Below are 25,387 nucleotides of genomic sequence, written 5' to 3'. Positions count from 1 at the left end.
GCGTTCATTCGTCGTCTCCGGCAAAGGGGTCGGGACAGTCTGGCTCGGGAATGTGGAAAGCCTTTTCGGGTACCTGATCGTTGAAGCCGAGCGTACCGAGATCGGCCATGCGCATCGGGAACAGGATTCCGTCGAGATGATCGTTCTCGTGCTGGATCAGCCGAGCGTGGTAGCCGCGGGCAACGAAATCGAGCGCCTCGCCATCGGCCGACGGGGCGCGGACGCGGATCACGGTGTGGCGCGGCACCGCACCATGCAGGCCAGGGATGGAGAGGCAGCGTTCGAGCCCGATGGGGCGATGCTCGCCTTCGAGCGGCTCGATCTCGGGGTTGACGAGCGCACACCACGGCACCGGGCGGAACGCATCGCACTCGGGCAGGCGTGAGCGCGGGATCGCGTAAAGGAACACACGGAGGGAGACGCCGATCTGCGGCGCGGCGATGCCGTTGCCGCCGATGCTCTCGAGCGTATCGCGCAGATCCGCCACCAGCGCGGCGATCTCGGGCGAGCGCGGATCAGCCACCGCAGCAGCACGGGCACGCAACACGGGATTGCCAAGCTTCAGGATCTGGCGGACTGGCAGCGGTCGGCCCCTTTCGTCTTCCTGCGCAACATCACCGTTGCGAAGTCGAGCCCAGCAGCGGCGCCGATGCAACCCGATTTCGCACGCGACCGGCATTGCCCATGCGTGACTGAGCGTCAGGTCTCCTCGTTGGGATACCGCAGCGAGGGCCAACGCCAGGCTCCGTCCGGATCACGCGTGCGGTTGGCCGGGGCTTCTTTCGCTACTCCCCAACATGGAGCCCGACAGATCGCCCATGGGTCGACCTGTCGCTTCCCTTGTGTTGCACGAGCGCAATGGTGCCGGGCGCGCATGGCACAGTACGGCGTTCTCCGACGGAGCATAGGGACGGCGCACATCCCATCCCGCAACGCCGGCTGCGCCGACAGCATTTGCCCGGCACGAAGCGCATCGTCACTGTTGAAACGCGATGCCCTCCTTGGGAAGATGGAGGATCGCGCGAGGAAAACGCGCGGAACCAAGGGAGGTCAGTTCATGTCTGGACGCATTCTGATCCGAAACGCACGCGTGTTCGACGCCAGCGGCGCCGACGCGTATCCCGCTGATGTCCTCGTCGAGGGCAACCGCATCCGCGCGGTCGCGACGGATCTCGGCACGATCGATGCTATCGGGGCAGACGTGATTGACGGCACTGGCCATACGCTCATGCCGGGCATGGTGGAGGGGCACAGTCATCCAACCTTCACGGGGGTGAGCGAGCCGGCGCAACTCGGCGAAATTCCGCCCGAGGAGCACCTGCTCATGACAATCAAGAACACCCGGGTGATGCTTGATCACGGGTTCACCAGCCTGTTCGAGGCGGCTTCGGCCAAGCTTCGCCTCGGCGTCGTCACGCGCAACGCCATCAATGCGGGCGACTTCATCGGCCCACGCATGCGCGCGGCAAGCCCGGAGATCACCACGACAGCAGGGCTGGGTGACGAGCGGCGGGTCCATCTCTACCGCGAGAGCTTCGCGCTGATCGCCGACGGCGTTGACGAGATGCGCAAGGTCGCGCGCCTCTGCATGCGTGAGGGCGTGGACAACCTCAAGATCAACGTCTCCGGCGATGATTTCGTTACCCACGCCAAGGCTTCCATCACACCGATGTCGCGCGCGGAAATCACCACCGCCGTCGAGGTCGGGCATGAGTTCGGCAAGATGCTCGTGGCGCACTCGCGGTCGGCCGAAAGCGTGAAGCGTTGCGTCGAGGCGGGGGTCGACTGCATCTACCACTGCGACCAGTCAGACGCAGAAGCGCTCGACATGCTCGAGCGGAACAAGCACAAGCACTTCGTCGGCCCGGCCTTCGGCCTGCTCTACAACCTGATGTACGAGCACGAGAAGATCGGCATCAGCAAGGACTGGCTGATCGCCCGCGGCTTCGACAAGGCGTTCGACGTCAGCTGCGAGACCTATCACCAGATGCGCAAGCGCGGCATCCGCGTGGTGATCGGCGGCGACTATGGCTTCGCCTTCACGCCACAGGGCCAGAACGCGCGCGACATCAGCCACTTCGTCCGCTTCTTCGGCTACACGCCGAACGAGGCGCTGCAATGCGCGACGCGTGTCGGCGCCGACCTGATGGGCATGAAGAGCGAACTCGGCCAGGTGCGCGAGGGCTTCCTCGCCGACCTGCTGCTCGTGAAAGGCGACGTGCTGGCCGATGTCACGCTGCTCGCGGACAAGGACAAGATCGCGATGGTGATGACCGACGGGCGGCTCTGGAAGGACCCGCGGCGGACGATCGCGCGCGAGCGCCTGCCGATCGCCGCGGAATGAGGGTGAGGGGGGTGGCGTGGTGGCGCCGCCCCCCTTTCTCTCAGCCCCTCATGAAAATCCGTTCCGCGACGGTGTCGAACGCCTTGAGGTAGACGTCGTTCGTTGCGAGCGGGATCAGGGCAACGTCATCCTGCGGCGCGGCGATCCAGTCGCCCGTCCACGCACCGAAGCAGCGGTTGCCGTCCGTGACGTGCCAGAGCCGCGGCCCACTGATGTAGTTCATCCACGGGATGTCGCACTTGGTGATGCAGTAGGAGAAGCTCATCTCGCTGTCATCGAGATGCAGCAGCTTCTCGTTGAGATGCCCCTCGCCGAAAAGGAAGTCGCGCGTACCCGACACCTTGTCGCTGCGGACGCCGCCAAGCATGTGCATCTTCGTGATCGCCTCGTGCCACGCGCCCATGCCGGCAAAGTCGCGGATCACGCCCCACACCTTCGTGGCCGGCGCGTCGATCACCGTGCTGCACCAGACCTTGTTCGGCGGGAAGCCCGCCCAGCGCCTCGCACCCTCGGGTTTGGCGCGGACGATGAGCGCCTTCTTCAGCGCATCCCACCCGCCCTGGAACACGCCGTTCGAGACGATATCGACATACTTGCCCTCGTCCTCCGGCGCCTCGTCGAAATTCGCTTCCCACTCGGCGAAGGTCTGATCGGTCTTCGTGACGGGCATGAGCCGGATGCGCGCGACGTAGTTCTTCACCGGAAAGGCGGGCGTTTCGAAATTGTAGGTGAAGCTCGTCATCCGGTCATCGAGCGACAGCAGGCGCTCGCGCACCATCGTGCCATCCTGCAGCCAGAAGCGGCGGATGCAGCCGACCGCGTCTGCATCGAGCCCATCCTCGATCTCCGACCGCGCGATCGCCGGGTGCCATGACGGCAGCCCGTTGAAGTCGCGGATCGTTGCCCAGACGGTCTCGATCGGCGCGTCGAGGACGGTGGAGGCATAGGCGCGTGCCATGGTGGCTCCTTCAGAAACTGATGGACTTGAAGCTGCGCGTCTGTTCGGTGAGCGCGATCTCGGTCGGCAGCCGCTCCATCGATGACGCGCCGTAGAAGCCGTTGATGTTCTTCGTGTTGCGGAGGATGTAGGACGCATCCTCTGGTGTCGCGATCGGACCGCCATGGCAGAGCACGATGATGTCCGGCCGCACGCGGCGCGCGGCTTCCGCCCACTCGTCGATCAGGGCGGGGCAGTCCTCGAGCTTCAGTGCGGTGTGGGCGCCGATCGCTCCGCCCGTGGTAAGCCCGAGATGCGGCACGAGGATGTCGGCCCCCGCCTTTGCCATCTCGGCTGCCTCATCCGCGTTAAACACGTAGGGCGTGGTGAGCATGTCCTTCGCATTGGCGAGGCGGATCATGTCGATCTCGTGCCCGAAGCCCATGCCGGTCTCCTCGAGATTGGCGCGGAACGTTCCGTCGATCAGCCCGACGGTCGGGAAGTTCTGCACCCCGGCGAAGCCCAGCGCCTTCAGCTCATCCAGCAGGTGATCCATGATCGCGAACGGGTCGGTGCCGTTCACGCCGGCGATCACTGGCGTGCGCTTGACGACGGGCAGCACCTCGCGTGCCATCTCCTTCACGATCTCGTTCGCGTTGCCGTAGGCGAGAAGCCCGGCAAGCGATCCGCGCCCAGCCATGCGATAGCGGCCGGAATTGTAGATGACGATCAGGTCGATCCCGCCGGCCTCCTCGCACCTGGCCGACAGTCCCGTTCCCGCGCCGCCGCCGATGATCGGCTCGCGGCGCGCTACCATGGCATTGAACCTCTCGAGCAGCACGGCGCGCGTGAAGCGGGGCATCTCAGGCAATCTCCCTGAAGGCGGCGATGGTGGCATCGACGAAGGCGCGGTCATTCACGGCGGCTCCGACCTCGATCAGCCGGCGATTGGGCGTCGTGACGAAGTGCGAACGGATCGTGTCGAACAACGCACGATCTGCCTCCGGATCATGAAATGGCATGCCCGGCACATCGATCGCCGAGACGCCGCCAAGCGGCAGCAGGAACCGCACCTTCCCCTCCATGCGGTTGAGCCGCGAGACGATGAACGCGCCGATCTCGCGGTTCTCCTCCGGCGTCGTACGCATCAGCGTCACCTGCGGATTGTGCACGTAGAGCGTCCGGCCCGCGTAATGGGCGGGCACCGTCTCCTTGGCACCGAAATTCACCATGTCGACGGCACCCACGCTGCCGACATAGGGCAGCTTCGTGCGGATCGCTGCGCCGAACCTGTCCTCGGTGCAGGGAAACACGCCGCCGAAGAGATGATCGGGCACCTCGGTCGTGGTGATGTCGAGCAGCGCCGACACGAGGCCCGAATCGGCGAGTTTCTCCATGCTCTGCCCGCCGGCACCCGTGGCGTGGAACACGTAGCACTCGTAGGACCCTTCGAGCACCTCGCGCAGCATCGTGATGCAGGGCGTCGTGACGCCGAACATCGAAAGGCCGATGCCAGGCTTCTCGGCCTCAGTTGCCGCGGGCGGGTGGTTCATTGCCATGCCGGCGGCGGCGTGCGCCGCGTTTGCGAGCACGCGACGTGAGATTCCATTGATCCCGGCGACGTCGACCACCGAGTACATCAGCGCGATGTCGGCCGGCCCGACATAGGGTGCGACGTTGCTCGACGCGACGGTGCTGACCATCAGCTTCGGCACGCCGATGGGCAGCGCGCGCATCGCCGCCGTCACGAGTGCAGTGTTGCCCGAACCGCCGAGGCCGAGCACGGCACCGATATCGGTGCGCGCAACGAGCCAGCGCGTCAGCGCCTCCGCCATGCCGGCAACGGCAACGCCGCGATCGTTGAGGCCGAGCACGGCGGCAGCGCCGTCAGGGTGATGGGCGGCGATCTCGGCCGCGGTGACATCCGCCCCCACGCCTGCGCCTTTCGTTCCGACATCGACGAGCACGGGCTCTGCGCCAGCACGGCGCACACATGATGCCGCGAAGCGAAGCTCCTCGCCCTTCGTATCCATCGTCCCGATGACATAGACCTTCGCCATCGCCTTCCTCCTCAGTGATGTCCGCCAGCCGCGACGCCCAGGTAGCGGCGCTGGATCTCGGTATCGGCAGCAAGCACGTGCGCAGGCAGGGTCGTGGCGATCCTGCCGGTCACCATGATCGACACCTCGGACGCAACTTCGGTTGCGACCCGGAGGTTCTGCTCGACGAGCAAGAGGCCCATCCCGTCGCCCTCGAGCGTGCGCAGCACGCCGATCAGTTGGTCGACGATCACAGGCGCGAGCCCCTCGCTCGGCTCGTCCATGATGACGAGGGTCGGGTTCATCAGCAGCGCACGCGCGATCGCGAGCATCTGCTGCTCCCCGCCCGAAAGCTCGGTGCCGCCGTTGCGTCGCCGCTCGGCGAGACGCGGGAAAGTGTCGTAGACACGATCGATGGTCCATGCCGCGTCCCGCGTGCGAGCGACCAGCAGCAGGTGCTCATGCACCGAGAGCGAAGGGAAGGTGCGCCGCCCCTGCGGCACGAGCGCGACGCCGCTGCGCGCGACCTGGTAGGGAAGCTTGCCGGTCAGCGGTGTTCCGGCGAGCGTCACCGCGCCCTCGCTCGACCGCACCAGGCCCATGATCGCCTGGCAGAGCGTGGTCTTGCCCATGCCGTTGCGCCCGACGATTGCCAGCGGCGTTCGGCCAACCGCGATGCTTACGCCCTGCAGGATATGCGCCTCGCCGAAGCGGACATGAAGGTCGGTCACCGACAGCATCAGTGCCCACCCCCGGCCAGCCCGCTGCCGAGATAGATCGCCTGCACGATCGGATTGTCCTCAATCCTGTCGGGTGGCGCCTCGACCACGACCTCGCCGTCCTTCATCACCGTCACGATGTCCGCAGCGGGAAGCGCGATATCCATATCGTGCTCGATCAGGATCAACGTGACGCTGCGCGGCAGGGCGTGCAGCATCGCCAGCAGGCCCGGGCGATCGCCAGGTGAAAGCCCGGCCGCCGGCTCGTCGAGCATCAGGAGCTTCGGGTCGCCGGCAAGCGCCATCCCGATCTCGAGCTGCCGGCGCTGGCCGTGGCTTAGATTGACGACCTTCTCGGCGACCAGCGGTGCAAGGCCGAAACGGTCAGCGAGGGTGCGCGCCTTGGCCATCGCGGTGTCATCGCGGCGCGGCCGAAGGAATGAGAAACGGTTGGGCATCAATCCGCGCACGGCGATGAACAGGTTATCGAGGACCGTGAGCCCGTTGAACAGCAGCGATGTCTGATAGGTGCGGCCGATGCCGAGCCGCGTGCGCTCATGCGCGCTTGCGCTGGCGATGTCGCGGCCGAACAGGCTGATGCTGCCTGCGCTCGGCGGGAAGTCGCCGCAGATCGTATTGAACAGCGTCGTCTTGCCCGCCCCGTTCGGGCCGAGCACGGCCCGGCGCTCGCCCGGCATGACGTCGAAGCTGACATCGCGCACGGCCTGCAGCGCGCCGAAGCGACGGCTGACATTCCGCAGGCTGAGGGCAGGGACTGTCACGGTTATGGGGTCCAGGACAAGGGGCGGGGCCGGCGTTCGCCGGCCCCGCTGGTACAGGTCAGGCCGTCAGGATGGGCGCACGCAGCCCGCATTGTCGCGCGAGGGCGCGCCGAGGGCGAGGAACTGTGCCTCAGGCAGGCCGAGGGTCTGGTTCACCGCATTGGCCCGGGCGAAGGCCACCACCTGCGCACGACCGTCCCGCTCCTCGACGCGATTGAGGAAGATGTCGGAGATGGCCTGGCGATTGTGGTCAAGCTTCACGTTTGCGCCCGTGGGCGCCTTGAACTCGGCGGCGGCGAGCGCGCGCTGGAACGCCTGCTGGTTGTTCGAAAGATCGCCGCGGACGGCCTCCAGCGCCTTCAGGATGCCCCAGAGGTTCGTGGCGTAGTTGACCGCGTGGATCGAGGGTGACGGGAACCCGCCCTCGTTCAGCCAACGGCGGCGGTAGCGCTCGACGAACTCGCGCCAATCGGGATCGTCGATCACATCCGCGATCGGGCCGCCGGAGACCATGCCGACCATCACGCGCCGATGCGGGCCGCGTGCGGCGAGCATCGTCTGGTCAGCCATGATCGAGCCGGCGATGAGCGGCTTCTGCCCGCCCGCCTGGGCATACTGCGTCATGAAGGCGAGCCCGTCGGTTCCGCCATGCACGATTACGAGCGCGCCGGCGCTGGAGCGGTTGATCTGTGCGATCTGCGCGCCGAAATCCGTCGTGCCGAGCGGCGCCCAGTATTGCGTGACTCGGCCGCCGAGCCGGCAGAACTCGATGTTGAAGCCGAACACCTGAGCGTACGGAAAGGCGTAGTCACCGGCGGTCACCGCGACCTCGCGCACGCCGAGCGTCTCGTACACGTAACGGCCGAGACCGGCCATCCACTGGGTACCATCGGTGGAGAAGCGGAAGAAGTTCGGCGAAGGGTTGCGCAGCGTCGTGTCGGACGCCCCGGAACTGCCATTGACGATCGTCCGCCCGGTAAGCGTGCGCGAATAGTCGCGCAGCGCAATGCCCTCTGCACCCGAGAGGGGCCCGAGGATGATGTCGGCGTTATCCTGCTCGATCAGCTTGCGTGCACGCGCCAGCGCGACATCGGCCTGTGCGTTCGAGCTCTCGCGGATGAACTCGATCCTGCGGCCGCCGACCGTGTAGTTGATCCGCTCCAATTCCATTTGAACGGTGCGGAAGGCATCCTGGCCACCCGTTGCGAAGGGGCCTTCGAGCGTGGTCAACCCGCCGAGCCGGATGGGCGCTCCTTGTGCGATCGCGGGGGCCGCAAGCGGCGTTGCCAGCCCCGCTGCAATGCCTGCCGTGCCGAGCAGGGCGCGCCGGCGCGTGAGTGTCGTCGTCATGATGTTCCTCCTGTTTTGTGTTGATTTTCGTTGGTGGCGCGTCCGGCACCGTGCCGGGGGCCTCGCTCCTCAGGGCTGTGGCGCACGGCGTGCCCCGAGCAGGCTGCGGAGCCGCGTGCCAAGACCGACCATGCCGTCGGGAGAGACGAGCACGATCACCAGGAACACGAGGCCGATCAGCGTATTGAAGCGGTCGCGGTCGTAGATGTTGGCCGCGAAGGTGTCGAACACAGTGAAGATCAGCGAGCCGATGAAGGCGCCGGCTGGATGGCCGAGCCCGCCGATCACGCTCATGATCAGCACGTTCACCGTCGGCCCAAGCCCGATGGTGCCGGGTGAGATGCCGATGTTGTAGATCGTTGCCAGCACCCCGCCAGCGCCTGCGATGAAGCCGGCGACGCCGAACGCGGCGATGCGGTGAAGCTTCACCGAGTAGCCGAGTGCAGCGACACGCCTGTCATTGTCGCGGATGCCCTGGAGCACGAGCCCGAACGGTGTCCGCACGAGGTAGAGGACGCCGCCATAGAGCAGCGCGGCGACCACGAGCGAGACGTAATAGAATACGTACGGATTCCGGAAATCCGTGCCGAACAGCTGCGGCCCCACGACATTGCGGATGCCCTCGTAGCCGTTGAACCAAGCAATGTTGGTCTCGACGAAGCGGAACACGCCCATCGCCACCGCGAGCGTGATCATGAGCAGGTAGATGTCGCGCGTGCGTACGGCCACGGCGCCGACGAGAAGCCCCATCAGCGTGGCGACGACGAGCGCGATCGGCATCGCGAGTGCATAGGGAACGCCGCCCACGATCGTCGGCACCGCACCATCGACCAGGATCGCGACTGCGTAGCCGGCCGAGCCCGCCACCATCATCTGCGCGAGCGAGATGAACCCGCCATAGGTGGCGAGGAAGCTCAGCGACAGCGCGATGATGCCGAACACGATCGCCCTGCCAAGCACGTTGGCCGTCCAGAACAGCGCCTGGTTCTGCGGCAGCACGACGAGCAGCAGGAAGGGAGCTGCGACGAGCAGCAGCGCACCGATCGCGCGGAAGGCAGCGCTACGCACGGCCGAGGATCCCCTGCGGCCGGAGCGCGAGCACCGCCACCATGATCACGAAGGTGAGGATGACGGAGTAGGTCGGAAACATCGCCTGGCCGATCTGCTCGGCAAGGCCGACGAGGATCGCGCCGATCGCCGTGCCGGTGATCGAGCCCATGCCGCCGACGATGACGACGACGAGCGAGATGAGCAGGAAGCGTCCGTCCTGGCCAAGCGCGAGCGGCTGTGCCGTCGAGCCGATCACGCCGCCGAGGCCGCAGAGCGCCGCGCCCAGCGCGAACACCGCGATGCCGACGCGCGGCACGTTCACCCCGCAGGCGCCGAGCATCTCGCGGTCATCGACACCGGCGCGGATCATCATGCCGAGGCGCGTGCGATTGAGGACGAGCCAAAGCGCAATCCCGACGGCGATCGCGATGCCGATCTGCACGAGGCGGAAGGTCGGGTAGCCGCCGACGAAGGGAACGCGCGTCGAACCGAAGATCGCGTCTGGGGCAAAGAACTGCCGCGGCGTGCCGCCGAAGATCGCCAGCACCTGGTCAGCCACGATGATCGAGACGCCGATCGTGACGAGTGCCTGGCGCAGTTCCTGGCCCTGCATCCACGACAGCAGCACCCATTGCAACAGGGCGCCGGCCACCGCCGCCGCGACAATGCCGGCCGCGAGCCCGGCATACCATGCCCACCAGACGTCAGCGTCATAGAGCGGCTCGAAGACGCGGTAGCCGACATAGCCGGCAACCAGATAGAGCGTACCATGCGCCATGTTCACCACGCGCATGAGGCCGAAGATCAGCGAGAAGCCGCTCGCGACGATGAAATAAAGCGCAGCGAGCGTGAGCCCGTTCAGCACGATGGTCGCGGCGAGGTCCATCCCCGGCCCGTCTCCCTTGTGTCTCCCTCGGCCGCATCTGTTCGGCTGGCCGCTCCCACCATGGGTGTGCCTGATCAGGCATGCTCGTCGCAAGGTGGATTGCGCGTCATTAACGGGTAATATTGGGTATGGTGCGAACCCTGCATCCCCTCGCCTCCCTCGCCGGTGTCAGGCCCGAGCGTCGGCGCGACGGGGTGTTCCTGCCGGCGCTCGCGCAGTTTCCGCCGGCGCGGTGGCCCCTCGTCGCGCTGCTGCCCGTGCTCGACATCAACGGCGCCCTGCTTGCCGCCTGCCGTGGGCGGGCCCGGCTGCGGGCGGGCGCACCCGTGGCGGGCGTGTTCGCAAGCGACCCCTTCCTCCGCGTCGCTGATGTCGCGGCGGCGTTGGCAGAAGCTGGCATTACCGAGGTGGTGAACTTCCCGACGATCCAGTTCTTCGGTCCCGAGACGTCAGCGGCGCTGGCCTCGGTTGGCATGCGCGCGGAAGCCGAGTTCCGCATGCTGCTGCGTTTCGCCGAGCATGGAATGGCGCCGATCGCCTGCGCCGTCTCGGACGATGCGGCAACGATCGCGCTATCGCTCGGGCTGCGGCGGATCCTGCTCCACCCCGGCCTCGGGGAGGGCCCGGCGCGGCCATGGCCAGAGCAGGCAAGCCACGTGCTGATCGAAGGAGGAGAGCCATTCGCCTGGCGCGATGCGGCAGACTCTCAGTTGTCGAGGCCAAGCCGCCGCATCCGGTTGTAGAGCGTCTTCCGAGCGATGCCGAGGAACGCTGCCGTCTCGCCACGTCGGAAACGATGCCGACGCAGCGCATCAAGAATCCAGGCACGCTCATCCATCGCTTCCGTGACAGCGCCAACCTGGGCGGGGCCGAGCACGCGCTCGATCACCACGGCATCGATCCGCCCGTCACGGGCCTCGAGCGCCGCGCGTGCCAGGGCGTGCTGCAGTTCGCGCAGGTTGCCGGGCCAGCGTTGTGCCATCAGCAGCCTGAGCGCGGCGGGCTGAAGGGCCGGCACAGGCCTTCCCGTTGCACCCAGCATCGCGCGGGCAATGACTGGAAGGTCTTCCATCCGCTCGCGCAGCGGCGGAACGGCAAGGCGCTGTGCCGAGAGGGCGCGGGCGAGCGCCTCGCCGCCAGGTGGGTGCGTCAACAGCAGGCGCGCGCGTGGCCGCCGTTCGTCTGGCCGGGCGAAACGATCGAACGTGCCGCGCTCGATCCATTCCGCGAGCCGTGCGCGAAGCGTCGGCGCCAGCGCATCGGCATGCTCGATGACAACCGTGTTCTGCGCCGCACCCAGCATGTTTCGGCCCCGCTCGCCAAACAATGCCCCCGTGATGTCCTCGCGCGCATCGATGAACCCGACACTGCCACCACGGCGGCTCGTGGCATGGATCGCCCGCGCCGCGGAGGTGCGGCCGGCACCGGCCTCGCCTTCGATGACGATCGGCAGGTCGGTCGCGACGAGCCTCGCGATCCGTTCGGCGAGCGTCCGCGCTGCCTGCGACCCGCCAAGCAGCCCCACAATCCGCTGCTCCCCGCCGGCGCGGTCGTCACGCAACAGCCGCGCGGTCTTGAAGGCCGAGGTGGTCTGCATCACCGACATCTCGAGCGGCAGGCGATCGAGCGTCGAGCCGCCGACATAGCCATCGGCGCGCGAGGCATCGCACACGCGGATCATGTGCGTCGGATCGACGATCGGCCCGCCCTCGACCAGGCAGAGCGTGCCGCGTGCGATACGTCGCACATGGGCGAAGATCCGCCGCGCACGCTCGGCCGCATCATCGAGCGGAACGCCGCCCGGAACGCCCATGCTGCCGCCGGCGTTCCAGCCGAAGTTCAGGCAGAGATGCTCGACGCCGGCATCGAGCAGGGCATCGACCTCCGCGCGCGTCTTGGCATAGCCGAGCGTGGCGAGCCCGATTCCGCGCGCCGCGCGAAGCATCTCGACCTCGCGCGCGAAGCCGAGGCCGGCTGCCTCCAGCGCCGCGCGGAACGGCCCGTCATGATGGATGGCGGTCGGGAAGTTGGCGATGCCGCGATAGCCGATACGCCGGATTCGCGTGACGAGGGCCATGACATCCACGCGCGGGTCGCACGCCGCCGCACCGAAGAAGACGGGGATGGCCACGCGGTCGAGGATCTCGGATCGGGCGAAGCCGTCAGTGAAGGCGTTGCTGTCGCTGATCGGCAGCATCGCGGCGAGCGAGGGCGCACCCATCACGCGGAACCGGCCGGCGTTGAGCGCGAGAACAAAATCCGCACCCCCGTCGGCCGCCGCGCGCGCCGTCATGCCAAGGCCGATCGCGGCACCGACGAGGATATCGGGCCGCTTCGCCATCCGCCGCATCACGCCACCGCCGCGAGATAGGCGTGCAGCGGATCGAGGAACGGCACGAGGGCCTTGTATGCGGACATCTCGGGCGGCAGTGCTCGCACCGCCCCGGCGAGCCGCGCCGCGACGCCGGGGAGACGAACGACACGGGCCAGCGGATAGCTGTGGACGCGGATGGTGAACAGCACCGAGCCTGATCGCTCCATCAGGCGGAACCCTTGCCGTTCCATGCGGAAATGCAGTGTTTCGCCGGCATTGCTCGAAGTGATCGGTGAGCAGGCCTCGTGGCGCGATGGAGCATGTGGCTGGAACAGCGCAGGATCATCGACGATCGACCAGTTCATCCTGACAGCGATCCGCCCGGGCTTCAGCTGCCGCATGAAGCGATCGACCGGGCTGCCGAGCCTGTCTCCGTAGAACGGCACCGGTGCGTGAACCGCCATCAACGGTCGACCGATCTTCTCCGCAAGCCGCCAGCGGCTCGGCGCGCACACCACCGCTGCTTCGAGCACGGCCGCGTCCGCGCCAGGGCGGATGAGGCATAGATCCTCCTGCACCAGCAGGCCAGCGAGCGCGAGCGGATCGCAGTGCGGGGCCGTGAGCGTCCACGTCTCGCCCGTCAACGCGTTATGCAGCGTGTCGCACTCACGCATGAACCAGGCGGGGTATCGCCGCACAAGATGCGCGGCGACAACTTCCAGCACCTCCACGCGCGCCGGCTCAGAGCCCGGGCAGGCAGCAAAGACCTCGGCATGGCGCGCGGCCAGCAGGTCGCGACGCTCTGCCATCTCCTCATGGTAGCGAGCGTCGATCTCGAGCCAGTCATCCTCGGGACAGGCGACGAGGCCCATCGCCATGCGGAACGGTCCGTCATCGAAAGGCAGGTGGACGGCTTCGTCCGGCAGGCTGGCCATGGTCATCGGTGGCATCACTCCGGTCATGCGACGGCCGCTTCCTCGGGCTGCGGCAGCGCAGCGCAGCATCGCACGAAGCCGGTCACAACATCATGAGGCGCGCATTGCCCTCTGGGATTGCCTCTCCCGGCGTATAGCGTAGGCTGGCTGCACCAACCGGTTGCGCCCCTGCCAAGACGGCCCAAGGCCGCTGGGAGCGAAGGGACGTGCCGGGGGCTACGACCCAAGGCCCAACGAACGGGGAGCGACATGGCCAAGCTGAACGTCAATGGACGAACGATCGACGTGGCGGTCGAGGACGACACGCCGCTCCTCTGGGTGCTGCGCGAGCAGATCGGGCTGACCGGAACGAAGTATGGCTGCGGCGTCGCCGCCTGTGGCGCCTGCACCGTGCATGTCGACGGCGTGGCCGTGCGCTCATGCGCGACGCCCGTCTCCGCCTTCACCGAGGCGCAGAAAATCGTGACGATCGAGGGCCTCGCGCCCGCGGGGACGCAGCATCCGCTGCAGAAGGCGTGGGTCGAGCTCGACGTGCCGCAATGCGGCTTCTGCCAGTCGGGCATGCTGATGGCCGCGGCCGCGCTGCTCGCGCAGACGCCGAAGCCGACCGAGGACCAGATCCGCGCCGAGATCACCAACATCTGCCGCTGCGGCACCTACAACCGGGTGCTCGCGGGCATCAAGCGGGCCGCCGAGGGCGGCCCGGCGACGAGCGGTTGAGGGGGAACGGGCACATGACGACAGAGAGCACACTCTCCCGCCGCGGCCTGATGGCCACAGCCACGGCTGCTGCCGGCGCCTTCACCCTCGGCTTCCACGTGCCGCTGACGCGCAGCGCCGTCGCGCAGGGCGCCGCACCCGCAATCCCGCCGGAGGTCAATGCCTGGGTGGTGATCAGGCCCGACGACACCGTTGTGATCCGCATCGCCCGGTCGGAGATGGGGCAGGGAACGCTCACCGGGCTGGCGCAGCTCGTGGCCGAGGAGCTCGAGTGCGACTGGGCGAAGGTGACGACGGAGTATCCGACGCCGGGGCAGAACCTCGCCCGACGCCGCGTCTGGGGGAACTTCTCCACCGGCGGCAGCCGCGGCATCCGCGAAAGCCAGGACTACGTGCGCAAGGGCGGTGCGGCGGCGCGGATGATGCTCGTCCAGGCAGCCGCCACGGCGTGGAACGTTCCGGCGGCTGAATGCTCGGCCGCGAACAGCGTGATCACCCACACCCCGACGGGGCGGACGACCACCTATGGCCGCGTTGCCGAGGCGGCCGGCAGGCTGACGCCGCCGGAGAACGTTCCGCTGAAGGATCCACGCGCGTGGAAGATCGCGGGCAAGTCGGTCGCGCGCCTCGACACGGTCGAGAAGACGAACGGCTCGCAGGTCTACGGCATGGACCTCACCCTGCCGGGCATGCTCAACGCCGCCGTGCGGGCCTGCCCCATCTTCGGCGGCAAGGTGAGGAGCTTCGACGCCGCGGCCGTGCAAGGGATGCCGGGCGTCAAGCGCGTCGTCCCGGTGGGCGACAACGCGGTCGCGGTCGTGGCCGATACCTGGTGGCGGGCGAAGAAGGCGCTCGATGCGCTGCCGATCGTGTGGGACGAGGGGCCGAACGCGAACGCCTCCTCAGAGGCCGTCGCTGCCTGGCTCAAGGAAGGGCTCGATGCGCCGGAGGCTGTCGTCGGCAACCGTGCGGGCGATGCGCGCGCAGCGATCACGGGTGCGGCGAAGCGGATCGAGGCTGTCTACGCGTATCCGCACCAGAACCATGCGTGCATGGAGGTGATGAACGCCACGGCCCTCTGGACGGCCGATCGCTGCGAGGTGTGGACGCCGACGCAGAACGGCGAGGCGGCGCTCGCGGCAACCGCGGCGGCATCAGGCCTTCCGGCGACCCAGTGCGACGTGCACAAGATCCACCTCGGCGGCGGCTTCGGCCGGCGCGGCGCCGTGCATGACTGGGTGACCCAGGTGGTGCTGATCGCCAAGCAGATGCCGGGAACGCCGATCAAGATGATCTGGTCGCGCGAGGAGGACATGCTGCAGGGCAGGTTCCACCCGGTGACGCAGTGCAAGCTCGTCGGCGGGCTCGATGCGCAGGGCAACCTCGTCGGCCTCACCATGCGCATCTCGGGGCAGTCGATCGTCGCTGGCACCTTCCCGCAGAACATCCGCGACGGGCGCGACCCGGTCGTGTTCCAGGGGCTGAACGCCAGCGGCGGCGAAGCCGATATAGGCTACACGATCCCGAACCTGCTGATCGACCACGCGATGCGGAACCCATCGGTTCCGCCAGGGTTCTGGCGCGGGGTGAACCTGAACCAGAACGCGATCTACCTCGAGTGCTTCATCGACGAACTGGCCCACGCGGCCGGGAAGGACCCGCTCGCCTTCCGCCGCGCGCTCATGACCAACCATCCGAAGCATCTGGCGGTGCTGAACGCGGTGGCGGAGCGCATCGGCTGGGGAACGCCCGCGCCTGCCGGGCGCTTCCGCGGCCTTGCCCAGACGCACGGCTTCGGCAGCTACGTCGCTGCCTGCGCCGAGGTTTCGGTCTCGAACGACGGCAAGCTCTCGATCCACCGCATCGTGGCTGCGACCGATTGCGGCCATGCGGTGAACCCGCAGCAGATCGAGGCGCAGATCGAGGGCTCGTTCGTCTATGGCCTGGGCGCGGCGCTGCACCAGGAGATCACGGTGAAGGGCGGGCGTGTCGAGCAGGAGAACTTCGATACCTATCCGTCACTGATGCTGGCCGAGATGCCGGCGGTGGAATCCATCATCATCACGTCCGGCGGGTTCTGGGGCGGCGTCGGCGAGCCGACGATCGCGGTGGCCGCACCGGCCGTGATGAATGCGATCTTCGCCGCCACGGGCAAGCGGGTGCGCTCGCTCCCGCTCAAGCACGCGGACCTTCGGCGCGCGTGAGCGGGGGGCTCCGTCGTGGCGCCATCGTGGCCATGCTGCTGGCCACGATGCCCGCCGCGGCGGACGAGCCACGGCCTGTCATGATCGGCGGCGACGCGATCGCGGCATCGCTCACCGGCAGGCCGGGCGACGCGGCGCGGGGCCGTGCCATCGTCGCCGACAGGCAGCGGGGCCTTTGCCTGCTCTGCCATGCCGGGCCGTTCCCGGAGGAGCGGTTCCAGGGCAACCTCGCCCCTTCGCTCGCCGGCGCCGGCAGCAGGCTCTCGGAGGGACAGTTGCGGCTTCGTATCGTCGACAGTGCGCGGGTGAACCCGGACACGATCATGCCACCCTATCACCGCACCGAGGGGCTTTCCGCCGTCGGCGCCGCCTGGCGCGGCAGGCCGGTGCTGACCGCCGGAGAGGTCGAGGACGTGGTGGCCTTCCTCGTGACGCTCAAGGAGTAGGAGCAGCCCATGCCGTCACGCCGCGCCATGCTGGCCGCCGCCCCTGCCCTCCTCGCGCTCAGCGCCACGCGCCCGGCCTCGGCCACGCCGGCGACGATGCGCGACGCGATCGCGGCCTTCCTCGGGGAGGGCGGCACGTTGCGCGAGGGGCGCGTGGCGATCGACATCCCGCCGCTGGTCGAGAACGGCAATACCGTGCCCATCGCCATCACGGTAGAGAGCCCGATGACGCCGCAGGACCACGTGCAGCGCATCGGCGTGTTCACCGAGCGCAACCCCCTGCCGCAGGTGATCGTCGCCCATCTCGGGCCGCGTGCGGGGCGCGCGGCCATCACCACGCGCATGCGGCTCGCGACGTCGCAGCGCATCATCGCGATCGCGGCGATGAGCGATGGTTCGTTCTGGTCGGAGAGCACCGAGGTGGTCGTCACCCTCGCTGCCTGCGTGGAGGGCTGAGCATGGCGCGCGTGATCCTGCAGGTGCCGGCCACCGCCGTGCGCGGGAGCGTGATCGAGCTTCGCGCGCTGATCCAGCACCCGATGGAGACAGGCTTCCGCCCCGGCTCGAGCGGCGAGGTGCTGCCGCGAGACATCATCCGCCGCTTCGCCTGCGCGTGGGACGGCGAGGAGGTGTTCAGCGCCGAGTTGCACCCCGCCATCGCCGCCAACCCCTATCTCGCCTTCACCACGATCGCGACAGAGAGCGGCACACTCACCTTCACGTGGAAAGGCGACAACGGCTTCGCGCAGACGGAGACGCGCCGCATCACCGTCACCCCATGAGGGCTGCCGTGCTTGCCGCGCTCCTGCTTGCGGCGATGCCGGCGGCGGGCGCGGAGGAGCGGCGGTCTGGCTTCGCCGACATGAGCGCGGCGACGCAGGCGATGCAGGCCGACGATGCAGCCAACCCGGGCATGCTGTGGGTTCTCGATGGCGAGGGGCGATGGTCGCGCAAGGCCGGGCGGACAGAGCGGTCCTGCGCCGACTGCCACGGCGAGGCGGCGGCATCGATGCGCGGCGTCGCCGCCCGCTATCCGGCGATCGATGCCGAGCGCGGCGAGGCGGTCGACCTCGCCGGGCGCATCGCCCTCTGCCAGACCCGCCACCAGGAGGCGACCCCGGCGCCACGCGAGAGCGAGGCGAGCCTCGCGCTCACGGCCTTCGTGGCGCACCAGTCGCGCGGCCTGCCGATCGCCCCACCCGATGATCCGCGCATCGCCCTGCTGCAAGCGGAGGGAGCTGCACTCTATCGCATGCGGCGTGGGCAACTGAACCTCTCCTGCGCCCAGTGCCATGACGACAATGCCGGGCGGCGGCTCGCCGGCAGCGTGATCCCCCAGGGCCACCCCACGGGCTATCCGCTCTACCGCCTGGAGTGGCAGGGTCTCGGTTCGCTCCAACGGCGGCTGCGCGGCTGCACGACGGGCGTGCGGGCGGAGAGTTTCGCCCCCGGCTCGCACGATGCCATCGCGCTCGAGGCCTACCTGATGTCGCGCGCCGCCGGCATGCCCGTCGAGACGCCAGCCGTCAGGCCCTGAGCCGCGCCGCCACGGCCGCGCAACGGTTTCCGAAAGGGGATTGCCCGAGCGCGGATTTGTCCCCCATGCTGGCGGCGAAACGATGCGGGGGCGATCTGCTGGCGCGCGCCCTCGCCTTCCCTAAGGAGCACCGCCCATGCGACGTCGAACCCTCTTCCAGGCTGCCGGCGCGGGGCTCGCGGCGAGCGTTGCACGGCCATCGCTCCTGCGCGCCCAGGCGGCGACGACGCTGCGCTTCACGCCGCAGCAGGACCTCGTCACGCTCGACCCGGTCACCACCACGGCCTACGTCTCGCGCAACCACGGCTACATGGTGTTCGACACGCTCTACGGCATGGACGCCAACTACCAGGCGACGCCGCAGATGGTCGACGGCCACCGCATCGAGGATGACGGCAGGCGCTGGGACCTGACGCTCCGCGAAGGGCTGTTGTTCCACGATGGCGAGCGTGTGCTGGCGCGTGACTGCGTGGCGAGCATCCGCCGCTGGGCGCGGCGCGACCCGTTCGGCCAGACGCTGATGGACGCGACGGACGAACTCTCCGCCCCCGATGACCGAACGATCCGCTTCCGGCTGAAGCGCCCCTTCCCCCTGCTGCCGATCGCGCTCGGCAAAGCCTCGGTTCCCGTCTGCGCGATGATGCCGGCGCGGCTGGCCGAGACAGACCCGTTCCGCCAAGTGCCCGAGCTCATCGGCAGCGGACCGTTCCGGTTCAAGGCGGATGAGCGCATCGCAGGCGCACAGATCGTCTACACGAAGTTCGACCGCTACGTGCCGCGGCGCGACGGGCAGCTGGCCTGGACCTCGGGGCCGAAGGTGGTGCATTTCGACAGGGTCGAGTGGAAGGTGATGCCCGACACGGGCACCGCGACGAACGCGCTGATCGCCGGCGAGCAGGATTGGCAGGAATACGCCTACCATGACCTGCTTTCTGTCCTGCGCCGTGCGCGCAACGTCACCGTCCGCGTGCTCGATCAGACAGGCTTTGTCGGCATGGTGCGGGTGAACCACCTGCAGCCGCCCTTCAACAACCCCGCCATCCGCCGCGCGCTGATCGGCGCGATCGACCAGACGCAGTGCATGCAGGCCCTCGTCGGCCCCGCCGAGACCGGCCTCTATCACGTGCCGCTCGGCTTCTTCGCGCCCGGAACGCCGATGGCCTCGACGGACGGGCTCGAACCCTTCGTCGGCCCGCGCAACTACGACAAGGTGCGCGCCGACCTGCGTGCGGCCGGCTACAACGGCGAGAAGATCGTGTTCATGATCCCCTCGACCTCGCAGCCGAACGCGATGATGGGCCCTGTGATCGAGGACCAGTTCAAGCGTGCCGGGATGAACGTCGAGGTCTTCTCGGTCGAGTTCAACGCCATGCTGCAGCGGCGCAACCGCAAGGGCCCCGTGTCCGAGGGCGGGTGGAGCGCGTTCATCACCAACTGGGCGGGGTCCGACTGGCTGAGCCCAGCAGGCCACATCGCGCTGCGCGGCAATGGCGAGGCAGGCTTCGCCGGCTGGGCGACGATGCCGCGCATCGAGTCGCTGCGCGATGACTGGTTCCGCGCACCCGACGAGGCGGCGCAGAAGGCGATCTGCCGCGAGATCCAGCTCGAGGCGATGCGCGAGGTTCCCTACTATCCCATCGGCCAGTACCTGCAGCCAACGGCGCATCGCAGCAACCTCACCGGCATCCTCGATGGGTTCGCGACCTTCTGGAACGTGCGGCGGACATAGGGACAGGCAGTGAACGTGAACGACACGGCGCGCGCGGCCGCACTCGGCTGGATCGCCGCGAACGAGGCCCGCATGTCGGCGTTCAACGCCGGCATCTGGGCGCATGCGGAGCCCGCCTGGCGCGAGTACCTCTCGGTGCGTGACTATGTCGCGCTGCTGCGGACCGAGGGGTTCGAGGTCGAGGAAGGCTCTGGCGGGATGCCGACGGCCTTCGTCGCAACGTGGGGCAAGGGCGGCCCGGTGCTGGCGAGCTTCGCCGAATACGATGCCGTGCCGGGCAACGCGCAGGCTGTAGTCCCGCGGCGCGCCCCGCGCGACGGGGTTCATCCGTACGCGGCCGGCCACACCGACCCGCACTCGGTGCTGGGGACCGCAGCACTCGCGGCCATTCTCGCGGCGAAGGCGGCGATGGCGGGCAACGGCATCGCCGGCACGCTGAAGCTGTTTGGCGAACCCGCCGAGAAGGTCTGCGGCTCGAAGCCGATACACGCCGCGAAGGGCTACTATGACGGGCTCGATGCCGCCGTCGTGTGGCACCCGTGGCCGGCGAACACCGTCACCGGCGAGACGCATTTCGGCGCCTATTGGAGTGCCGTGATCACCTTCGAGGCCGACACGCCGGAGGAATGGATCGACCCCACGCTGGTGCCCATCGAGGGCGCACATGCCCAGGCGCGCTGCCCAGGCGCGCTCGACGCACTCTGCCTCATGTACACCATGACCAAGTACACGAAGGAGGCGATGTTCCCCCACGCCGGATCGTGGACGCTGAACGAGTTCGTGCTGGGCGACGGCGGGGCGACATCGGACAACCTGCCCCCGCGCTTCTCCCAGATCCAGTACGCCTGGCGGTCCTCCTCCCTTGGCATCCAGGAGCAGATCTGGCGCGTGCTCGCCAACAACGCGCGCCATGCGGCTGCCACCACCGGCTGCCGCGCCTTCGTGCGCTGGGTGACGAAGACGCGCGTCGGCCTGCCCAACACGGTGATGACCGACCTCACCTGGGCGAACCTCCAGGCCGTCGGCGCGCCGCGCTATGGCGAGGAGGCGCTTGCCTTCGGCCGGGCGATCCAGCGTGAGCTCGGCCTCGCACCGATGGATGATCCGTTCATCGAGAACGTGACACGCCTGATGCCGCCCGAGGAGAACGAGGCGCGGCTGCGCTCAGGCCTCCCGCCGTGGCAGAAGCATCTGAGCGCCGATGACTACGTGGAATATTGCTGGCACGCACCGACCGTCCGGCTGCTGGCCGCGCGCCCCCGACTTCGGCCGCCCTCGCCCGGCTACGCCTATCCGAACTGGGCCTACAACGCGATCGGCGGGCTTCCCGCGGCAGTCGACCCTGGCATGTTCGTCGCGGCCAGGACGATGGCGCTGACGCTCGTCGACCTCGCAACGCGGCCCGAGGTGCTGGCAGCCGCGCAGGGCGAGTTCCGCGAGCGCACCGGCGGCGGCGTCGGCGGCACGAAGTGGGTGCCGCCGTTGTTGCCGCGCGATATCGCTCCGCCGGTCGATCTCTGGTGGCCGGAATACGTGACTACCGCACGTGGTCGCGAATGGTGCATCCCGACACCGGCCGAGGGCACAGGCATGGGCGAGGCTCTCTGATCGTTCAGCGGATGACGGCGCGCTGCAACCCGCTGGCGCGGTGGATGATGAGCAGCAGCATCGCCGTCAGCACGAGCAGCAGCGTCGAGACGGCAGCGATCGTCGGGTTCGGCGATTCCTCCAGGAACTCCAACATCTGGATCGGCAGCGTCTTGGTGCGCGCATCGACGAGGAACATCGACATCGGGTAGTTGTCGAACGAGGCGATGAAGCCGAACACCGCCGACGTGACGAGCCCGGGTGCCAGGTTCGGCACGGCGACGCGGAGGATCGCCGAGCCATAGGAACAGCCGAGTGTGCGCGCGGCCTCCACCATCGTGAAGTCGAACAGCGCCAGGCTCGACAGCATGATGCGCACGACGAACGGCATGACGACGACGACGTGCGAGATGGCGAGTGCGGTGAACGCATCCGTCACGCCATAGGCGCGGAACATCTGCGACACGGCGATGCCGAGCACGATGCCGGGCAGCATCAGCGGCGACAGCAGGATGGTGCCGAGCAGCGCCGCGCCGGGAAAGCGCCCGCGGTGGATGGCAAGTGCCGCCGCCGTGCCGAGCACGAGGGCCACGGCCGTCGAGAGAGCGGCGAGCCGGGCGGAAAGCTCCATCGCCGCCCAGAAGCCACGGGCCGTCGCCATCCTCTCCCACCAGCGGAGCGACCAGTTGCCGAACGTCACCTCGAACACGGGCGAGTTGGCAAAGGAGACGAGGACGACCACGACGAGCGGCGCGATCTGGATCATGACGATCAGCAGCGTCACCGCCCAGAGCAGCGGCGTGAACGGGTTGGCCATCTTCATGCCGTGCGGCCCAGCCGCGCGGCGGCCGCACCAGCGGCCATCACGATTGCCATCGCGATGGCGAGCAGGATCACGCCAGCCGCCGCACCAAGGCCGGGGTTGTAGATCACGAGGAATGCGTTCGCGATCGCCTTCGACAGCGTCTTGTAGCCGGCCCCCGTCAGCAGGCTCGGGATCACGTAGGCGGAGACGGTCATCGAGAAGACGATCGCGACACCGGCGATCACGCCAGGCAGCGTCAGCGGCAGCACCACGCGGATGAACGCCTCGACCGGTGCCGCGCCGAGGGTTGCCGCCGCGTCGTGCTGCTCGGGCGGGATCTGCCGCAGCACGGCGAACACCGGCAGCACCATGTAGGGCAGCAGGATCGATGCCGTGCCGAACACCAGTCCCGTCTCGGTGAACAGCAGCCGCAGCGGTTCGTCGATCGCGCCGATGGCCAGCAGCGCGCTGTTCACCGGCCCGTTCGAGCGGAGCAGGATCGTCCACCCGAAGGTCTTGACGATGACCGACACCGTCATCGGCAGCACGATGGCGACCAGCAGCAGCGCCTGCACGGCAGCGGAGGCACGCGCCATCGCGTAGGCGTAGACATAGCCGAACACCGCGCAGGCGAGGGTGACGAGCGCTGCGTAGCGCAGCGTCGCCAGGATCACGCCGCGCTCGAACGGATCGCCGAGGATGCGCGCGTAGTGCGCGAGGCCGATGCCGTCGCCCGTCCTGAAGCTCGCCGCCAGCAGGAGCGCCAGCGGCAGGCCGAGAACGACGAGGAAGTAGGCCGCGGCAGGTGCCGCGAGCCAGGCGACGGGATCGATCCTCTGTTGCGTCACGCAGCGATTTCGCGGTCGAAACGCTGGATCCAGGCAGGCCGGTTGGTCGAGACGAACTCCCAGTCCATGTTGAACATCCGATCCGCGGGCAGGATACCCGGGCCGGCATCGACGCCCGGGTGGGCGGGGCTGTCGAACAGCCTGGTCGCCCAGAGGCGCTGGATCGGCACCGTCAGCATGTGGTTGACGAAGGCCTGCGCGCCATCCTGCTGCGGCCCGCGATTGACCAGCGCGATGGCGGAGGGAAGCGCGAAGGAGCCCTCCGTCGGCGTGTTGAGGTCGATCGGCACGCCTTCGGATTTCCGCATGAGCACGTAGGACGAGATTTCGGCCGGCACGGCGAAGGCCTCGCCCTGCTCGAGCAACGTCTGCGCCTGCTGGCCGGCCGTGTAGAAGCCGAGCACGTTCGGTTTGATCTCGCGCAGCTTGCGGAAGCCGGCGTCGACCTCGTACTGCGCCTCCTGGAATGGCTTGCCGGTGGCAAGATGGGCCGCGACGCACAGCAATTGCACCGTGCTGGTGATGCTCATGTGCGGCACCATCAGCCGCCCGCGGAACTCAGGCCCCCACACGGCCGCCCACGAGGCGATGCCGCCAGGCACGCGGCGGGTGTTGTACGCGATCGCCGAGCGCGGGGTCTTGTAGCGGATCCAGAGCCCGTCGCGCGCGATCGAGGCAGGCATGATGCGGCCCATCTCCGGCACCCCTGCCGTCGCCGCGGCTGTCAGCAACTGCTCGTTGCCAGCCCGCATCATGATGTCCTCGTCCATCATGACAACCGACAGTTGCGGCCGGTCCTTCTGCGTCTGCAGCTTCTGCAGGTTCACGGCCGAGCGTGAGCCTTCATAGAGGACGCGGATTCCGCTCGCCCGCTCGAAGGGCGGGATCACCTCGTCGCGCATCAGGCCAGCCATCCCGGCGGGACCGCCGACGACGATCTCACGCGCCTGCGCACGCACGAGCGACGGAGCGGCCAATGCCGCCGCGGCAGCGGTGCCGAGGCCGAGAAGCCTGCGGCGGTTGGGACGGAACATCATGCGGAGCCCCCTTGGTTGAACATGAGCCGCGCGCATCAGCACGCGGGGGTGGTCGATCAATCGGCAGCAGCGTCGGTCGTCCAGGTCCGTGCCTGCATCATGCGCCGGTGCATGTGCTCGCCGGCGGATATGGGTGCATAGCGCGCCGGGCGCGCCGCCGTCACGCAACTCGAGATCGGCGCGATCTCGGCGTCGTAGTTCGGATGCTGGAAGAAGGCGAGCGACATCCGCGCGGTGTTCGCCTGCTCCCTCGGCGGGTTCACGACGCGGTGGCGCGTCGACACCCACACGTCGTTGGTCCACTGTGCCAGCAGGTCACCAACATTGACGATGACATCATTCCTGGCGGCAACCACGTCATGCCACGTGTCGTCGCGGCCGAGCACCTGCAGCCCGCTTCGGCTGCGCTCCTGCAGAAGCAGCGTGACGCTGCCGACATCGGAATGCGCGCCGGCGCGCACCTGGCCGGGCAATGGCTCCTCCGGCTGGGCAGGGTAGTGGTTGGCCACGCAGGTGGAGGAGCAGCGGTCGAGCGACGCCTCGAAGAAACCCTCCGGCATCGACAGCGCCGTCGCGGCAATGCGCATCAGCCGCTTCGCCAGCCCGTCCATCTCGCGGTAGAAGCGCTCCCACACCTCCCGATAGTCATCCGGGCGCGCAGGCCAGATGTTGGGAGCATAGGTCTTCCCGAAGCCAGGCATTCGGAAATATGGATCGGCGACATCGATCCGGCTCATCATGAAGTTCTCGCGCAGGTCCGGCGGCAGCGCCTTTGTATAGTCATTGCCGCTGCGCTGGCTCGCGATGCCATTGTAGCCGCGGAAAATGTCGACGGAGGGTGGCGCCGCGCGGAGTTTTTCCTCGACCGGCAGGGCGAAGAAGGCATGGGCGCGGTCGAAGGCGGCATCGATCACCTCCCCCGGAACGCCATGGCCGGTGAGGACGAGGAAGCCGGAGGTGCGGAACGCACGATCGACCTCTGCCGACACGGCCGCCTTCGCAGCGGCGTCGCCACGTGCGAAACCTGAGATATCGATCAGCGGAACGTACCCGGACATTGCCCCCCCTTCCCGGCGATCTGCCGGCAACGCCCCCTGCGATTGGCAAGCCGCATGCCA

Annotated in this window: 25 protein-coding genes; 10 read left to right on the top strand and 15 right to left on the bottom strand. The window is 68.2% G+C overall.

Features of this window, described 5'->3' with window-relative positions; translation table 11 throughout:
- Positions 1–4: 4 nt before the first annotated feature.
- Complete coding sequence (locus Q0C38_RS06775; protein ID WP_291296311.1) at positions 5–736, bottom strand: peptide deformylase; 732 nt, start codon at positions 734–736, stop codon at positions 5–7.
- 321 nt (positions 737–1,057) lie between these two features.
- Here Q0C38_RS06775 and Q0C38_RS06770 point away from each other — a divergent pair, with 321 nt between their 5' ends.
- Positions 1,058–2,344 carry an amidohydrolase family protein gene (locus Q0C38_RS06770; protein ID WP_291296310.1) on the top strand — a complete coding sequence of 429 codons (1,287 nt, stop codon included), beginning with the start codon at positions 1,058–1,060 and terminating at the stop codon, positions 2,342–2,344.
- 40 nt (positions 2,345–2,384) lie between these two features.
- Here the strand turns inward: Q0C38_RS06770 and Q0C38_RS06765 are convergent, their stop codons facing one another.
- The 8 genes from Q0C38_RS06765 to Q0C38_RS06730 all read right to left on the bottom strand — a co-directional run bounded on the left by Q0C38_RS06765 (position 2,385) and on the right by Q0C38_RS06730 (position 10,107).
- Positions 2,385–3,302: an SRPBCC family protein gene (locus Q0C38_RS06765; RefSeq protein ID WP_291296309.1), complete on the bottom strand. Its 918-nt coding sequence runs from the start codon at positions 3,300–3,302 to the stop codon at positions 2,385–2,387.
- A gap of 10 nt (positions 3,303–3,312) precedes the next feature.
- Positions 3,313–4,143 (bottom strand): phosphoenolpyruvate hydrolase family protein, encoded by an 831-nt coding sequence (locus tag Q0C38_RS06760; protein ID WP_291296308.1) that lies wholly within the window; start codon positions 4,141–4,143, stop codon positions 3,313–3,315.
- 1 nt (position 4,144) lies between these two features.
- Complete coding sequence (locus tag Q0C38_RS06755; protein ID WP_291296307.1) at positions 4,145–5,341, bottom strand: Tm-1-like ATP-binding domain-containing protein; 1,197 nt, start codon at positions 5,339–5,341, stop codon at positions 4,145–4,147.
- An 11-nt stretch (positions 5,342–5,352) separates the two neighbouring features.
- On the bottom strand, positions 5,353–6,060 hold the full coding sequence (locus tag Q0C38_RS06750) for an ABC transporter ATP-binding protein (protein WP_291296306.1): 708 nt from the start codon (positions 6,058–6,060) through the stop codon (positions 5,353–5,355).
- Positions 6,060–6,821, bottom strand: coding sequence for an ABC transporter ATP-binding protein (locus Q0C38_RS06745; RefSeq protein WP_291296305.1), 762 nt, complete (start codon positions 6,819–6,821; stop codon positions 6,060–6,062). The genes Q0C38_RS06750 and Q0C38_RS06745 overlap by 1 nt, the downstream gene beginning before the upstream one ends.
- Positions 6,822–6,887: 66 nt before the next feature.
- Complete coding sequence (locus tag Q0C38_RS06740; protein ID WP_291296304.1) at positions 6,888–8,171, bottom strand: ABC transporter substrate-binding protein; 1,284 nt, start codon at positions 8,169–8,171, stop codon at positions 6,888–6,890.
- A 69-nt stretch (positions 8,172–8,240) separates the two neighbouring features.
- Positions 8,241–9,239 (bottom strand): branched-chain amino acid ABC transporter permease, encoded by a 999-nt coding sequence (locus tag Q0C38_RS06735; RefSeq protein WP_291296303.1) that lies wholly within the window; start codon positions 9,237–9,239, stop codon positions 8,241–8,243.
- Positions 9,232–10,107 (bottom strand): branched-chain amino acid ABC transporter permease, encoded by an 876-nt coding sequence (locus Q0C38_RS06730; protein WP_291296302.1) that lies wholly within the window; start codon positions 10,105–10,107, stop codon positions 9,232–9,234. Before Q0C38_RS06730 ends, Q0C38_RS06735 begins: the two co-directional genes overlap by 8 nt.
- A 128-nt stretch (positions 10,108–10,235) precedes the next feature.
- Here Q0C38_RS06730 and Q0C38_RS06725 point away from each other — a divergent pair, with 128 nt between their 5' ends.
- On the top strand, positions 10,236–10,850 hold the full coding sequence (locus Q0C38_RS06725; protein ID WP_291296301.1) for a phosphoenolpyruvate hydrolase family protein: 615 nt from the start codon (positions 10,236–10,238) through the stop codon (positions 10,848–10,850).
- Here Q0C38_RS06725 and Q0C38_RS06720 read toward each other — a convergent pair.
- Complete coding sequence (locus Q0C38_RS06720) at positions 10,814–12,448, bottom strand: phosphoenolpyruvate hydrolase family protein (protein WP_291296300.1); 1,635 nt, start codon at positions 12,446–12,448, stop codon at positions 10,814–10,816. The two genes, Q0C38_RS06725 and Q0C38_RS06720, sit on opposite strands and share 37 nt — an antisense overlap.
- 8 nt (positions 12,449–12,456) lie before the next feature.
- Entirely contained in the window at positions 12,457–13,362 is a 906-nt protein-coding gene (locus Q0C38_RS06715) for a DUF3445 domain-containing protein (RefSeq protein WP_291296299.1), read from the bottom strand.
- Between the two features lie 243 nt (positions 13,363–13,605).
- On the opposite strand from Q0C38_RS06715, the gene Q0C38_RS06710 reads away from it, so the two are divergent.
- The 8 genes from Q0C38_RS06710 to Q0C38_RS06675 all read left to right on the top strand — a co-directional run bounded on the left by Q0C38_RS06710 (position 13,606) and on the right by Q0C38_RS06675 (position 21,600).
- Positions 13,606–14,076, top strand: coding sequence for a (2Fe-2S)-binding protein (locus Q0C38_RS06710; RefSeq protein WP_291296298.1), 471 nt, complete (start codon positions 13,606–13,608; stop codon positions 14,074–14,076).
- A gap of 50 nt (positions 14,077–14,126) precedes the next feature.
- Positions 14,127–16,280: a molybdopterin cofactor-binding domain-containing protein gene (locus tag Q0C38_RS06705; protein ID WP_291296297.1), complete on the top strand. Its 2,154-nt coding sequence runs from the start codon at positions 14,127–14,129 to the stop codon at positions 16,278–16,280.
- Positions 16,277–16,726, top strand: a complete 450-nt coding sequence (gene soxX / locus Q0C38_RS06700; protein WP_291296296.1) for a sulfur oxidation c-type cytochrome SoxX — start codon at positions 16,277–16,279, stop codon at positions 16,724–16,726. Before Q0C38_RS06705 ends, soxX begins: the two co-directional genes overlap by 4 nt.
- A gap of 9 nt (positions 16,727–16,735) precedes the next feature.
- The gene (locus Q0C38_RS06695) at positions 16,736–17,182 is read left to right on the top strand and encodes a SoxY-related AACIE arm protein (protein WP_291296295.1); all 447 of its coding nucleotides are present in this window, start codon (positions 16,736–16,738) and stop codon (positions 17,180–17,182) included.
- A gap of 2 nt (positions 17,183–17,184) precedes the next feature.
- Positions 17,185–17,508, top strand: coding sequence for a thiosulfate oxidation carrier complex protein SoxZ (soxZ, locus tag Q0C38_RS06690; RefSeq protein ID WP_291296294.1), 324 nt, complete (start codon positions 17,185–17,187; stop codon positions 17,506–17,508).
- Complete coding sequence (gene soxA, locus Q0C38_RS06685; protein WP_291296293.1) at positions 17,505–18,263, top strand: sulfur oxidation c-type cytochrome SoxA; 759 nt, start codon at positions 17,505–17,507, stop codon at positions 18,261–18,263. The genes soxZ and soxA overlap by 4 nt, the downstream gene beginning before the upstream one ends.
- Positions 18,264–18,399: 136 nt before the next feature.
- Complete coding sequence (locus Q0C38_RS06680) at positions 18,400–19,992, top strand: ABC transporter substrate-binding protein (RefSeq protein WP_291296292.1); 1,593 nt, start codon at positions 18,400–18,402, stop codon at positions 19,990–19,992.
- A gap of 15 nt (positions 19,993–20,007) precedes the next feature.
- Positions 20,008–21,600, top strand: coding sequence for an amidohydrolase (locus Q0C38_RS06675; RefSeq protein WP_291296291.1), 1,593 nt, complete (start codon positions 20,008–20,010; stop codon positions 21,598–21,600).
- Between the two features lie 4 nt (positions 21,601–21,604).
- Here Q0C38_RS06675 and Q0C38_RS06670 read toward each other — a convergent pair whose 3' ends face one another.
- The 4 genes from Q0C38_RS06670 to Q0C38_RS06655 are packed head-to-tail and all read right to left on the bottom strand — an operon-like array spanning position 21,605 to position 25,327.
- Entirely contained in the window at positions 21,605–22,402 is a 798-nt protein-coding gene (locus Q0C38_RS06670) for an ABC transporter permease (RefSeq protein ID WP_291296290.1), read from the bottom strand.
- Positions 22,399–23,232 (bottom strand): ABC transporter permease, encoded by an 834-nt coding sequence (locus Q0C38_RS06665; protein ID WP_291296289.1) that lies wholly within the window; start codon positions 23,230–23,232, stop codon positions 22,399–22,401. Before Q0C38_RS06665 ends, Q0C38_RS06670 begins: the two co-directional genes overlap by 4 nt.
- Positions 23,229–24,269 carry an extracellular solute-binding protein gene (locus tag Q0C38_RS06660; RefSeq protein WP_291296288.1) on the bottom strand — a complete coding sequence of 347 codons (1,041 nt, stop codon included), beginning with the start codon at positions 24,267–24,269 and terminating at the stop codon, positions 23,229–23,231. Before Q0C38_RS06660 ends, Q0C38_RS06665 begins: the two co-directional genes overlap by 4 nt.
- Before the next feature lie 56 nt (positions 24,270–24,325).
- Entirely contained in the window at positions 24,326–25,327 is a 1,002-nt protein-coding gene (locus tag Q0C38_RS06655) for an isopenicillin N synthase family oxygenase (protein WP_291296287.1), read from the bottom strand.
- Positions 25,328–25,387 lie beyond the last annotated feature (60 nt).

Source organism: Elioraea sp. (assembly GCF_022842375.1).
Classification (GTDB): domain Bacteria; phylum Pseudomonadota; class Alphaproteobacteria; order Acetobacterales; family Acetobacteraceae; genus Elioraea_A.
This window is presented reverse-complemented; position numbering and strand designations above follow the sequence as displayed.